The sequence below is a fragment of the Methylolobus aquaticus genome, assembly GCF_054172105.1.
In genome coordinates this window covers 13456-26560 of record NZ_JBSYXP010000001.1, presented here as the reverse complement: position 1 = coordinate 26560, position 13105 = coordinate 13456, and the positions used below count along the sequence as shown (strand labels likewise).

The window sequence follows — 13105 nt, the reverse complement described above, 5'->3', positions numbered from 1 at the left end:
GCCGCTGAGGACGACCTGATCCGGGGTGTCGTCGAGAAGGCCCCTATCGTGCAGACGCGCCGAGTCGCCTTGCGACAGTCGCTAACGATCGAAATTTGGACGGGGCATGAAGAAACCCGAAGACAGCGGCATTGGGCAAGGCGAGGGGCAACCCATGACAACGCCCGGTCGGAAACGAAAAGCCACCGCGCACAAAAAGAACCGGTCCACTCGCCTGCGTGAGCTGCAGCGACTCCGGCGAGCGCTCGCGGAATCGCGGCAGCGCTGCTCGACACTGCTGGAACTCGCGCCTACCGGCTGCCTGATCATCGGTCCCGATGACAGGATACGGGATGCCAACCCCGCCGCAGCCCGGCAACTAGGCGTCTCAAGGTCGGATCTGGCCCGGCAGTCCCTGTCGCAGTTCATCCTACCGGAGGATCGCGAGCCCTACGATCGGTGGCGACTGGCGCTGTTCTCGGGGTGTGCGGTGCCACCGTTCGAGCTTGAGTTCAAACCGCGCGACGGCGCGTCGACACGTTTGAGACTGGAAGCGGCATCGCCGCCAGCCACCGGCCGGCCACCGTCGGAAGCCTATCTGCTGGTGACTGGCCCTGCCACGGGCCGGTCAGCGAACGACATTGAACAGGATGTCACCGAGCACTTCCGTCTGCTGTACGAGGAAGCGCCGGTGCCCTACCAGTCCCTGGATGCCGAAGCCAGCATCCTCCATGTCAACCACGCGTGGCTGAAGCTGCTCGGATATCAACGCGCCGAAGTCATCGGCCGTTGCATCAGTGATTTCCTGAGCCCACAGCACGTAGAGCGACTGGCCGCGCGATTCGCCCGCTTCATGGAAGAAGGCCAATTGCACTGTGCCGAGGTCGAGTTCGTACACAAGGATGGCAGACGCATCCTCGTTGAAGCCTTAGGGCGGATCTGCCGCGATAGGGGCGGCCGCTTTCTCCGGACGCATTGCGTGCTGTTCGACGTCACCGAGCGCAAGCAGGTCGAGCAGACCCAAGCCTTCCTGCTGACCTGCGGCGTACCGGGCAGCGGCGAGGACTTTTTCCTGTCCCTGGCCCGCCACATCGCCGCTAGCCTGGAGATGGAATACGTCTGCATCGACCGTCTGGAAGGCGACGGCCTCAGCGCAACGACGGTAGCCGTGTACAACGACGGTCAATTCGAGAGCAACGTAACCTATACGCTCAAGGACACACCCTGCGGTGCCGTGCTCGACGAAAGCGTCTGCTGCTTTCCGCGCGACGTACAGCGGTTATTCCCGAGAGACACGGTGCTGACGGAGCTGCGAGCGGAGTCCTACATTGGCACCATCCTCTGGGACTCCAGGGGACAGCCGATCGGCCTCATCGCCGTCATCGGACGGCGCCCCCTGTCGGGTTCGCAACGTGGCGAGGCCCTATTGGCGCTGGTCGCACCGCGGGCCGCAGCGGAACTGGAACGACGGGAGGCGGAACGGCTGCTGCGGGAAAGCGAGGAACGAACTCGGCTGGCGCTGCAAGCCACCCACGACGTTATTTGGGACTGGGATGCGGTCAGCGACCTACAGCGTTGGAACGCGACCGGAACCGAGGTGTTCGGATGGTCGGACATCGTCACGCAACAGAAGAGCGCGGCCTGGTGGCTCGATCGGGTTCACCCTGTGGATCGGTCCCGCGTCGCGGCGGGCTTCTACCAGGCGGTGGAAAACCCTTTCACAACGCATTGGGAGGATGAATATCGGTTCCAATGCGCCGACGGCCGCTGGGCGCTGGTATATGACCGTGGCTACGTGTTGCGTGATGCTGATGGTCGCGCGCAGCGGATGATAGGCGCGATGCAGGACGTCACCGCCCGCAGACAGGCGGAATCCGAACTGGAACGCTATCGCCATCACCTGGAGGAGTTGGTGGAGCAGCGCTCGGCCGAATTGCTCGCCTCGGAGGCCAAAGCGGCTCAAATCCTTCAGTCCAGCGCGGACGGACTGTTCGGCATCGGCCTCGATGGCCGCACGACCTTCATCAATCGGGCGGCGTGTGAGATCCTCGGATACCGGGCCGAACAAGTCATCGGCCAATCGGCCCATGACCTCTTCCACGGCCGACACGCCGATGGCAGCCCTTATGCCGCGGCCGATTGCCCCAGCCTCCGGTGCCTCGCAACCGGACAGCCGATGCGCGTGAATCGCGAAGTGTTCTGGCATGCGGACGGACATCCGGTTCCGGTGATGTATGCGAGCCATCCCTTGGTTCAGAATGGGGAGATCACGGGCGCCGTGGTCAGTTTCGTCGACATGACGGCACGTCAGGCAGCAGAACAGGCGCGTGAGGAGGCGCTGGCCGCTGCCGAGAATCTGGCGCGTGCCCGACGGGAGTTTCTCGCGAACATGAGTCATGAGATCCGTACGCCATTGAACGGCGTCATCGGCTTCGCCGAGATCGGACACCGTCATTGCCAGGACAGTGAAAAAGCGCGCCTGGCATTTGAGAAAATTCTGCAGTCCGGACGCTTGCTGCTGGGGGTCGTCAATGACATCCTTGATTTCTCGAAGATCGAGCAAGGCAAGCTGATCGTAGAAGCCATTCCGGTGGATCTTGTCGCACTGATGCGTGAAGTGCTGTCGCCCTTTGAGGAAACGGCCCGCAACAAGGGGCTGGCGCTTCACGTCAGAAAGGCCACGGATCTGCCGCGGGAGTGCATAACCGATCCCCTGCGGCTCAAGCAGATCCTGATGAACCTGATGTCGAACGCTGTCAAGTTCACAGCGACGGGCAGCGTGACGCTGTCGGTGCGACGGGAGAAAGACAACCTGGTCTGGGTGGTCACCGATACCGGGATCGGCATGACTGAAGATCAACTCGAGCACCTGTTCGAGCCGTTCGAACAGGCCGACAGTTCCACCACCCGCGAATTCGGCGGCACCGGACTGGGTGTGGCCATCACCAGCCGGCTGGCCAAGTTGATGGGGGCCAGCCTCCGCGTCGAGAGCACCCACGGCATCGGCAGCACCTTCGAGTTACGCTTACCTTACCGGGCTGTGACCGGCTCCTCCGCGCCGACGCCTGTTGCGGCAACGTCGTCCGGGAACTCCGTGCTCCCGCTCGCAGGACTGTCGATCCTCGTGGCAGAGGACAACGAAATCAATCAGCAGATCATTGAAGGCAATCTCGTGGATCGCGGCGCGCGCGTGGTCATCGTCGGCAATGGGAGCGAGGCGGTGAATTACATCGCCGAGCACGGTCCGCACGCATGCGATCTGGTGTTGATGGACGTGCAAATGCCCGAGATGGACGGCTATGAGGCCACGCGCCGAATCCTCGCCCTGGCGCCCGACCTGCCGGTCGCCGGACAGACCGCCCATGCCTGCGAAGAGGAACGGGCCAAATGTTTCGCCGCCGGCATGATCGATCACATCGCGAAACCGATCGATGTCGGCCGACTCATCGACTTGATCCGCCGGCATACGGATCAGCGCGCCGCCGACACACGTCTGATTGACGACGCCGGCACTACGCCCTCCAAGGTTGGAGCAACCGCCATGGCCCCCGATGACGCCGACCGCCACTGACCTGACCCATCGCCAGCTCCCGGCCCCCGCTGCGCGACGCACCGCGACGAACGAGTGCGCGCGACAGTCGCGTAATGGCCGAACAGGATCCCTCCGGCGGGTCATGGCGCCCAGAATCTGCCTCGCCGTCTTGTACCTGCTTGCACCGCTGGTCGTCACGGGTGACGAGATTGCGGTAATCCGCCTGCAACACCGAACTGTGGATCAGGTCGTGCCAATCTTGCAACCGCTCGTCGATCCGGGCGGCGCGTTGTCGGGTATGGACGATTCGCTGATCGTGCGTTCCAGCCCCGAGAATATCGAGCAGATACGGCAGGTTCTATCGGCCATCGACACCGCAGCGCGGACGCTCATGATCTCGGTGCGTCAGGGCGGCCACGATGCCACCGATCGGCGTGGCGCCGGCGTCGATGACCGCATCGGCCGCGGGCACGGCGACGTGCTGCAACGTGTGAAGACGCTCGAAGGCAACCCCGCGTATATCGCGATCGGCCAGTCGGTCCCGGTCCCATCCGGTTACGCGGCGGTGGCACCGGGCGGTGTCGTGATCCGGAACACCGTAACGATGCAGGACTACGCCACCGGCTTCACCGTCGTGCCGCGGCTCAGCGGCGATCGGGTCACGCTGGAGATCGGCGCGGCGAAAGACCGGCCGATCGGCTATGGCGGCGCCGGCCGCCTACAGGGTCTGGCGACCACGGTCGGCGGCCGGCTCGGAGAGTGGATCGATCTGGGCGGCGTCGTGCAGTCGGTCGCCCGCGACGAACGCTCGATCACCTCCGGGGCGACAGAGACACGCAGTCGCGCGGCAACGATACAGGTGCGGGTGGATGAGGTACGGTAACGGATCGAAGGGATTGGGAGGCACCGCGGCCGTGGCGACGCGGCCGCCATCATGAGCGTGCGGTGGGCCCCCGGAGCTTCCCGGGCCGGACGGCTGGTCTGGATCGGGCTACGGCCGGAGCGGCTGGCGCCGCTGACGACACCCGACCAAGCCGATCTCGACGTCGAGACGGGCCTCGCCGGCGACCACTATACCGGGCGGAGCCAGCGCAAGCGCCAGGTTACCCTGCTGCAGTACGAGCATCTGGCTGTGATCGGGTCCTTGCTGGGGCGCGAGGTCACACCGGCACTGCTGCGGCGCAACCTGGTCGTCGCCGGCATCAACCTGCACGCGCTGAAGGATCAGCCGTTCGAGATCGGCCCGGTGCTGTTGCAGGGTACCGGCTTCTGCCATCCCTGCTCGCGGATGGAGACGGCATTGGGACCGGGCGCATATCAGGCCATGCGCGGCCATGGCGGCATCACGGCTCAGATTCTTCGCGGTGGTACGATCCGGCTTGGCGATACCGTCCGGCCTGCGCAGACGGATCTGTTCGCGAGCAGTGACCGCGACTAGCCCGCCGCGGCGGGCGTCAGCGCGTCAATAACTGCCCGCGCGACCGGCTCCGACGAGGCCGGATTCTGTCCGGTAATCAGCAAGCCGTCCCGGATGCAGAACGGCTGCCAGTCGGCGGCGTGCTCGTAGCGTGCTCCGTTCGCCTTCAGCATGTCCTCGACCAGGAACGGCACGACCTCGGTCAACCCGACCGCGGCCTCCTCACTGTTGCTGAAGCCGGTGACGCGCTTGCCCGATACCAGCGGCTTACCGTCGGGCGCGTGCGTATGGCGGAACACCGCCGGCGCATGACACACCGCCGACACCGGCTTCCCCGCTTGCAGGAAAGCCTCGATAAGCGCGATCGAGTGGGCGTTCTCCGCCAGATCCCACAAGGGGCCGTGTCCGCCCGGGTAAAACACCGCGTCGAAGTCTCGCTCGGAGATTTCGCTGAGCTGCCGCGTGTTGGCCAGCGCGGTCTGGGCTGTAGCGTCCTGCCCGAAGCGCCGCGTCGCCTCGGTCTGGAAGGCCGGGTCGCTGCTCTTCGGGTCGAGCGGCGGCTGCCCTCCCTTGGGCGAAGCCAGTGTCAGCTTCGCACCAGCATCGGCGAACACGTAATACGGCGCCGCCAGTTCCTCCAGCCAGAAGCCGGTTGGCTCGCCGGTATCGCCAAGGCGGTCATGCGAGGTCAGGACGATCAGGATCTTCATATGCGGTATTTCCATAGTCGGGATCGAAGGGAGTTCAGCCGCAGCGCGCCAAGCCCTGCAGCACCAGGTCGGGCACCGTTGCGTGGCGGACCGACAGCCACGAAGAAACCGCGTTGGCGTCCCCGCCCGTCAGCACCAGTGTCGGCGGCGCCCCAAGGTCCTGTTCGGCCTGTCGCACTGCCCGCTCGATCAGGGCCGTGGTCATCTGCGACACCCCGCTTTCGAGGCAGGCACCGGAATCACGCCCCCAGAATGCGGAACGCTCCACGTCGGCCTCGGGCCTGACGCCTTCCGCCCGTTGCAACACGCTATCCTTCATCAAACCGAGACCTGGCGCGATGAGTCCGCCACGGTGGCGACCATCGGCGTCGACCAGATCGACCGTCACCGCGGTACCGAGGCTAACCACGCAAACCGGCAGGCCGAACAGCGCCACGGCGCCGATCAGCGCGACCCAACGGTCGGCACCGAGCCGTGACGGATCGGCGTAGGCGTTGACGATGCCATGTGCCTGCGGCGCGCTGCGAATCAAGCGGGGCGCCATGCCCCAGAGCCGGGTGCACCCGTCGGTCAGGATAGGCTCGATTTCCGCCGCCTTGACATTGCAGACCCACACCGAGGACGGACGTTCAATCCCGCCCCAGTGCCGCTGCAGTTCACCCGGCAGCGCGTCGATGTCGCTCGGAAAGCTCGTGCCGGCGATGAGATGACCCGAGCCCGCATCAAAGGCCCATTTGACCCGAGTATTGCCGATGTCGACCAGCAGCCTCATGCCGAGACCGGACGTAGTCTCACATCCCCCGAAGCAAACTCCCGGCGCACTCCGTCATCGCAGTCGAGCAGCAGGGTGCCGGATGCCGAGACACCGGCGATGCAGCCCTCGATCGCCGTCGTGTCCAGTTCCAAGCGGGCCCGGCGCCCATTAAACACGTGATAGCGCCGCCATTCCTCGACATGGGCGCCGAAGCCGCTTTCCTCGAAGGCAGCGAGCATCGGCAGCAATTCTCCCAGCACCGCCGCTACCAGCTGATTGCGCGAGGGCACGCGCTCACCCAGGATGCCGCGCAGATCGACGACCGCCTGATCGATCGCTTCCGCCTCCCGCGCGGTCAGATGGCAATTGAGGCCGATGCCGATCACGACGGCGACTCGGCCGTGCGTCTCGCCGGTCACCTCGACCAGTACACCGCCCAGCTTGCGCTCGTTCCAGAGGATGTCGTTCGGCCACTTGAGACCGGCCTCGGCGACGCCGGCCGCGCGCAACGCCCGGATCAGCACGGCGCCGACCGCGAGGCTCAGCCCGCCCAGCACCGATGAATCCGAGAACGACCACAGCACCGATAGGTAGATGTTGCCGGCGAACGGTGAGCGCCAGATTCGCCCGAGCCGGCCGCGGCCCTTGGTCTGCATTTCCGCCAGACAGACCGTGCCGCGCGGCGCGCCCTCACGCGCAGCCGCCAGCAGTGCGGCGTTCGTAGACTCGATACACTCATGCACCCGGATCTCGCCCGCCAGCGGCCGGGCATCAGGCGTCAGCGCTCGGCGGATCACCTCCGCATCCAGCAGTTCCAGCGGGGCATCCAGGCGATAACCCGCGCCCGGAACGGCATGGACTGTCAGGCCCAAGGCCTCGAGCTGGTGGATCGCCTTCCAGATCGCGCTGCGGCTCAGACCCAGAGCCGCGGCGAGGCGACTGCCGGAATGCGCCCGACCGTCGGCCAGCAAGCCGATCAGCGCTCGCTGGAGGGCAGTCAGGGCCGGTGCGGCGTCATGACGCATCGGTCTTCGGGGCGATCCCGCTGGCCGCGCGCAGCGCCGCCAGCTTCTCGGCAATCTTGATTTCGAGCCCGCGCGGCACCGGATGGTAGTAGGTGCGGCCCTGCAGTCCCTCCGGCAGATACACCTCGCCGGCCGCATAGGCGTCGGGTTCGTCATGCGCGTAGCGGTAGGCCTTGCCGTAACCCAGCCCGCGCATCAATGCCGTCGGCGCATTGCGCAGGTGCAGCGGCACCTCCAGCGTACCCGTCGCCTCGGCCTCGGCCCGCGCCGCCTGGAAGGCGCGGTAGACGGCGTTGCTCTTCGGCGCGCAGGCCAGGTAGGCGACGGCCTGGGCCAGCGCCAGATCGCCCTCGGGACTGCCGAGCCGCTCCTGGGCATCCCAGGCATTCAGCGCCAGCGCCAACGCCCGCGGATCGGCATTGCCGATGTCCTCCGAGGCAATCCGAACGATGCGCCGCGCCAGATAGGTCAGGTCGCACCCGCCGACCATCATGCGGCTCAACCAGTACAGCGAGGCATCGGGGTCGCTGCCGCGCACCGACTTGTGCAGGGCGGAGATCTGGTCGTAGAAGGCCTCGCCCTGCTTGTCGAAGCGCTGGCTCAGGCCGCCGGCCAGCACTTGCTCGGCCAGTTCGCGCGACACGACCGGGGCCGCGGCGTCGGGCATCAGGTCAGCGGTGATTTCAAGAAAACCGAGGAGTCGACGCGCATCGCCACCAGCTGCGCGCGCATACCAGCGGCGGATCTCCTCGGGAAAGTCCCAAGCGGCGACGCCGGGCGGCGCCAGTTCGGTCTGCAGGGCCCGCTCCAGCACGGCCAGCAAATCGTCTTCATCGATGGCTTTCAGCACATAGACGCGCGCCCGCGACAACAGCGCGCCATTCAACTCGAACGAGGGATTCTCGGTGGTCGCGCCGATGAAAAAAATCGTGCCGTCTTCGATATGCGGCAGGAAGGCATCCTGCTGGGACTTGTTGAAGCGATGGACCTCATCGACGAACAGGAGGGTCCGCCGACCGTAGCCGGCCCGCGCCTGGGCCCGGGTGATCGCATCGCGGATGTCCTTGACGCCCGACAACACGGCAGAGAGTGGCTCGAACTCGGCGTCGGCCTGCTGCGCGACCATCCGTGCCAGCGTGGTCTTGCCGGTGCCGGGCGGCCCCCACAGGATCATCGAATGCAGACGCGCTGAACGCACCGCCTCGTATAGCGGCTTCCCGGGCGCCAGCAGATGCCGCTGCCCGCAGAACTCGTCGAGCCTGGTGGGCCGCAACCGGTCGGCGAGCGGGCGGTAGTCGCTGGAACCGGTCAACGGCTCTTTTCGTCGAAAACGTCCACGCCGGCCGGCGGCGTGAATTTGAACAGATCGGGCGACAGGCGCAGGCCGCGCTTGACGTTCGAGAAATAGATGCGCGTGACTTGCCCGAAATTGTCGTTCAGCTCCATGCCCCGCAAATCGTCGCCGACGAGTCCGATCAAGACGTATTTGAAACCGCTCTCCTCCGATTTGGGCAACAGGCGGATCCAGGCCATGCCCTCGTCGGTGCCCTGGTCTTCGATCGTGAAGTTGGTCTCGATTGCGATCTCGCCGCTCAGCAGCAGCGCCGGAGTGGAACCGATGGCCTCGTTCAGTTGCTTGACGGTCACCTGCTCCAGGTCCGCGTCGTAGAACCAGACCTTGTTGGCACTGGTCACGATTTCCTGATGGAACGGCTGCGTGTAGTTCCAGCGGAACTTGCCCGGCCGTTCCAGATAGAACACGCCGGAGGTCTTCTTGCCCGAGGCGTTCCCCTTGGCATCGATCTGCACCTGGGAAAAATCCGCCTGCAGCGTCTTCGCGCCGGCCAGGAATGCCCGCAGCCGGTCGACCGGTGCGGCCGTCGCCGCCGTGACGCCGGCAGCCCATAACAGCACGGCGCCCATCAGGGGACTCCAAAACGACACGCAGCCGCGCTGCGATTCAGATTTCATGCGCAAGTTGCTCCGCATAGCCAAGATAGGTGTGAGGGGTCAATGCCAGCAGTCGGCCCTTGGCCTCGGGCGGCAGGCCGAGGCCTTCGATGAATACGCGCAAATCGTCGGCCCCGATACGCCGCCCGCGGGTCAGTTCCTTGAGTTTCTCATAGGGCTTCGGCACACCGTAGCGCCGCATGACCGTCTGGATCGGCTCGGCGAGGACCTCCCAGTTCTCGTCGAGATCCCGCTCGAGCGCCGCGCGGTCGATCTCCAGTTTCGACACACCTTTCAGCGTCGATTGCAGTGCGATGAGCACATGCGCGACGGCCACGCCGAGATTACGCAGCACGGTGGAGTCGGTCAGATCGCGCTGCCAACGCGAGATCGGCAACTTCTCGGCGAAGTGGCTCAGCAGCGCGTTCGCAAGACCTAGGTTACCCTCCGAGTTCTCGAAATCGATCGGGTTGACCTTGTGCGGCATCGTCGACGAGCCGACTTCCCCCGCGACGACTCGCTGCTTGAAGTAGCCGACCGAGATATAGCCCCAGATGTCGCGGTTGAAGTCGGTAAGAATCGTGTCGAAGCGCGCCAGCGCATGGGCCCATTCGGCGATCCCATCGTGGGGCTCGATCTGGATCGTGTAGGGGTTCCAGACCAGCCCCAGCGACTCGACGAACCGCCGCGCCAAGCCCTGCCAGTCGACCTCGGGATAGGCCACGACGTGGGCATTGAAATTGCCCACCGCGCCGTTGATCTTGCCCGTCAGACTCGCCATGGCGAACTGGTCCCGCTGCCGGCGCAGGCGTGCGACGACGTTCGCCCATTCCTTGCCCATGGTCGTCGGACTTGCCGGCTGGCCATGGGTCCGTGACAGCATCGCATCGGCGGCATACTCATGCGCCTTGCACCGCAGCGCCTCGATCACGCGATCCATCTCCGGCAACAACACGGTCGAGCGGGCGTCGTTCAGCATGCAGGAGTACGCGAGGTTGTTGATGTCCTCGGAGGTGCATGCGAAATGAATGAATTCACAGATCCGGCTGAGCTCGGCCGAGTCGGCCAGACGTTCCTTCAGGAAGTACTCGACGGCCTTGACGTCGTGGTTGGTCGTGCGCTCGATCTCCTTGACGCGCGCCGCGTCCTCCGGCGCGAACTCGGCCGCGAGGCGCTGCAGGCGTTCGGCCGAAGCGGCGCTGAGCGGCGGCACCTCAGCTATACCGGAGTCTGCCGCAAGGGCTTCGAGCCAGCCGATCTCGACCTTCACGCGGAAGTGGATCAGGGCATATTCGCTGAACAGGGACCGCAGACTCTCGACCTTATCGGCATAGCGGCCGTCGACAGGCGAAATGGCGGTCAGGGATGACAAAGGCTGCATGCGTATTCTGCGCGTGGTTGGAGTGAACGGGGTGCAAAGGCTCAGGCTGCGGCGACGGCCGGCGCCTGGGCGAGCATATTCTGGTTGTAGGCGTTGGCGATGATACCGCCGCCCAGGCACTCGTCACCCGCGTAGAGGACGACCGACTGACCGGGCGTGACCGCGCGTTGCGGCCGATCGAAACTGACCCGCACCCGCCCCTCGGCAAGCGGTTGCACGAGACAGGCCTGATCCGGCTGGCGGTAGCGGGTTTTCGCGGCACAGCGCAAGGGCTGCCGCAGCGGCTCGCCCAGCCAGTCGAGGCTGTCGGCTTCCAGCGTGTCGCTGTACAACAGCGGGTGATCGTGTCCCTGGCCCACGATCAGCGTGTTCGTCGCCGTGTCCTTGGCCAGCACATACCAGGCATCGCCGCCACCATCCTTGCGACCACCGATGCCGAGGCCCTGCCGCTGACCCAGCGTGTAATACATCACGCCACGGTGCTCCCCGACGACGGCCCCGTCGGGCGTTCGCATCTCGCCGGGCTCACTGGCCAGGAAGCGGGCCAGGAATTCCCGAAAGCGGCGTTCGCCGATGAAGCAGATGCCGGTGCTGTCCTTCTTGCGATGGTTCGCGAAGCCGGCCCGCTGCGCCATTGCCCGCACCTCGGACTTGTGCAACTCGCCGACCGGGAACAGCGACTGCTGCAGCGCAGCCTGCCCCATCGCATACAGAAAATAGCTCTGATCCTTGCCGGCGTCCCTGCCCTTCAGCAACGTCCGTCGACCGCCAGCCCCTCCGACGCGGGCATAGTGTCCGGTCGCGATCCGCTCGGCTCCGAGATCCAGGGCGTGCTCCAGGAAGGCCTTGAACTTGATGTGCTTGTTGCACAGAATGTCCGGGTTGGGCGTTCGTCCGGCCTGGTATTCGCGCAGGAAAACCTCGAAGACGTCGTCCCAATACTCAGCGGCGAAGTTGACCGTGCGGAGCGGGATGCCGAGCCGTTCGCAGACCTGGCTGGCGTCCTCCAGATCCTGCTTCGCGGTGCATAGGCTGGTGCCGTCGTCCTCCTCCCAGTTCTTCATGAAGAGGCCGGTCACGTCGTAGCCCTGCTCGAGCAGCAGCAACGCTGCCACGGCGGAATCGACGCCGCCCGACATGCCCACGACGATGCGTTCCATTAGCTGGCTACCGGCCCGTGAACGACCTTGATCAGGCCGATGGGATAACGCTCACCCGCCAGGTAATCGGCGACCACGCTGCGGACCAGCGGACTGCGCAACTGATCGGACCTTTCGCTCAATTCGTGCCAGTCGAGCCACAACACGTCTTCGATCCCCTCGTCCAGTTGCGGAGCTTCGTCACGCACGGTGACTTCACCGCAGACCGCGAAACGCACGTAGTTCGGACCATAGATCGAATGCTGCCACTGGTAGACGCCGACCACGGCCTCAGGGACGAAATGCCAGCCGGTTTCCTCGCGGGTTTCGCGGACCACGGCCTCCATCAATGACTCATCGCGTTCGAGATGGCCCGCGGGCTGATTGATCACGAGTCGCCCGTCGGCCGCACGCTCTAAAACGAACAGGAAGCGCGAGTCGCGCTGCACCACGGCGGCGACGGTTACGCGCGGTCGTTCCCGGGTCCCAGACGCCATTTCGCGTTCGTACATGCAGTCTTCACCGTCGGTCCAATTGTATTGTCGGGACGCCTATGCTATCAAAATGCCGTAAGAGATCTGGAGCGCGATCCCTATGGGTGGCAGGGAATCTGGCGTCGCGATGTGAACTCCGATATCGCGGGTAAAGGCCGGCATTCTACCCGATGTCCGCGGCTGACGAAGCGGCGTTTCCGATGCCTGACGGATCGGCGAGGTTCACTCAAGCTGCAACCTAATGGCCCCGGCGCCGTCCAAGGCCGCGAGGCTATCGGGATCCTACGCCGAATGCGTATATCACCCCGGCGCGGCGCAGACTCTCCGTGGTAAGCTGGAATCCGGGCCGCCGATGACCCGGCAGGATATGTAGTTGATTGCAGAGCAGGTTTGACAGATGGCACAGTTTCCCGACCGGGTTCCCGGCGATGACTTCCTGGTTCAGGAGGTCAAGCCGAAACTCAAGCGGCCGCCGCTGTTCAAAGTCATTTTGCTCAATGACGACTTCACGCCAATGGAATTCGTCGTGGATGTCTTGATGAACTTCTTCGGCATGGACGAGGAGAAAGCCACGCAGGTGATGCTGCACGTGCATACGCGCGGCGTGGGCGTGTGCGGGGTGTTTTCGAAGGATGTCGCGGAGACGAAGGTGAAGGTCGTGACCGACTATTCACGGCAACATCAGCATCCGCTATTGTGTACCTTGGAAGAAGCTTAACGAGCC

12 protein-coding genes are annotated in these 13105 nt (G+C 65.0%); 4 read left to right on the top strand and 8 right to left on the bottom strand.

The features are described 5' to 3' along the window. Nucleotides 1-106: 106 nt before the first annotated feature. The 3 genes from ACW73L_RS00110 (at nucleotide 107) to ACW73L_RS00100 (ending at nucleotide 4949) form a co-directional block, all read left to right on the top strand. On the top strand, nucleotides 107-3550 hold the full coding sequence (locus ACW73L_RS00110) for a PAS domain-containing hybrid sensor histidine kinase/response regulator (RefSeq protein ID WP_498919255.1): 3444 nt from the start codon (nucleotides 107-109) through the stop codon (nucleotides 3548-3550). 103 nt (nucleotides 3551-3653) lie between these two features. Further along, complete coding sequence (locus ACW73L_RS00105) at nucleotides 3654-4394, top strand: secretin N-terminal domain-containing protein (RefSeq protein ID WP_498919254.1); 741 nt, start codon at nucleotides 3654-3656, stop codon at nucleotides 4392-4394. Nucleotides 4395-4445: 51 nt separating this feature from the next. Continuing rightward, on the top strand, nucleotides 4446-4949 hold the full coding sequence (locus ACW73L_RS00100; protein WP_498919253.1) for an MOSC domain-containing protein: 504 nt from the start codon (nucleotides 4446-4448) through the stop codon (nucleotides 4947-4949). Here ACW73L_RS00100 and ACW73L_RS00095 read toward each other — a convergent pair. From ACW73L_RS00095 to ACW73L_RS00060, 8 genes are read right to left on the bottom strand one after another with little or no spacing between them, the layout of a single operon-like run. Further along, nucleotides 4946-5638 carry a type 1 glutamine amidotransferase domain-containing protein gene (locus ACW73L_RS00095; protein WP_498919252.1) on the bottom strand — a complete coding sequence of 231 codons (693 nt, stop codon included), beginning with the start codon at nucleotides 5636-5638 and terminating at the stop codon, nucleotides 4946-4948. The two genes, ACW73L_RS00100 and ACW73L_RS00095, sit on opposite strands and share 4 nt — an antisense overlap. Nucleotides 5639-5672: 34 nt before the next feature. Further along, the gene (locus ACW73L_RS00090; RefSeq protein WP_498919251.1) at nucleotides 5673-6410 is read right to left on the bottom strand and encodes a type III pantothenate kinase; all 738 of its coding nucleotides are present in this window, start codon (nucleotides 6408-6410) and stop codon (nucleotides 5673-5675) included. After that, nucleotides 6407-7417 carry a biotin--[acetyl-CoA-carboxylase] ligase gene (locus ACW73L_RS00085; protein WP_498919250.1) on the bottom strand — a complete coding sequence of 337 codons (1011 nt, stop codon included), beginning with the start codon at nucleotides 7415-7417 and terminating at the stop codon, nucleotides 6407-6409. The genes ACW73L_RS00090 and ACW73L_RS00085 overlap by 4 nt, the downstream gene beginning before the upstream one ends. Beyond that, the gene (locus ACW73L_RS00080) at nucleotides 7407-8729 is read right to left on the bottom strand and encodes a replication-associated recombination protein A (RefSeq protein ID WP_498919248.1); all 1323 of its coding nucleotides are present in this window, start codon (nucleotides 8727-8729) and stop codon (nucleotides 7407-7409) included. Before ACW73L_RS00080 ends, ACW73L_RS00085 begins: the two co-directional genes overlap by 11 nt. Beyond that, on the bottom strand, nucleotides 8726-9388 hold the full coding sequence (lolA, locus tag ACW73L_RS00075) for an outer membrane lipoprotein periplasmic chaperone LolA (protein WP_498919246.1): 663 nt from the start codon (nucleotides 9386-9388) through the stop codon (nucleotides 8726-8728). Before lolA ends, ACW73L_RS00080 begins: the two co-directional genes overlap by 4 nt. Next, nucleotides 9378-10748 (bottom strand): adenylosuccinate lyase, encoded by a 1371-nt coding sequence (gene purB / locus ACW73L_RS00070; RefSeq protein WP_498919244.1) that lies wholly within the window; start codon nucleotides 10746-10748, stop codon nucleotides 9378-9380. The genes lolA and purB overlap by 11 nt, the downstream gene beginning before the upstream one ends. A gap of 41 nt (nucleotides 10749-10789) precedes the next feature. Beyond that, nucleotides 10790-11908, bottom strand: a complete 1119-nt coding sequence (gene mnmA, locus ACW73L_RS00065) for a tRNA 2-thiouridine(34) synthase MnmA (protein ID WP_498919242.1) — start codon at nucleotides 11906-11908, stop codon at nucleotides 10790-10792. Next, a complete protein-coding gene (locus tag ACW73L_RS00060; protein WP_498919241.1) occupies nucleotides 11908-12399 on the bottom strand; it encodes an NUDIX hydrolase in 492 nt (163 codons plus the stop codon). The genes mnmA and ACW73L_RS00060 overlap by 1 nt, the downstream gene beginning before the upstream one ends. A 379-nt stretch (nucleotides 12400-12778) precedes the next feature. On the opposite strand from ACW73L_RS00060, the gene clpS reads away from it, so the two are divergent. After that, complete coding sequence (gene clpS / locus ACW73L_RS00055; RefSeq protein ID WP_498919240.1) at nucleotides 12779-13099, top strand: ATP-dependent Clp protease adapter ClpS; 321 nt, start codon at nucleotides 12779-12781, stop codon at nucleotides 13097-13099. Nucleotides 13100-13105 lie beyond the last annotated feature (6 nt).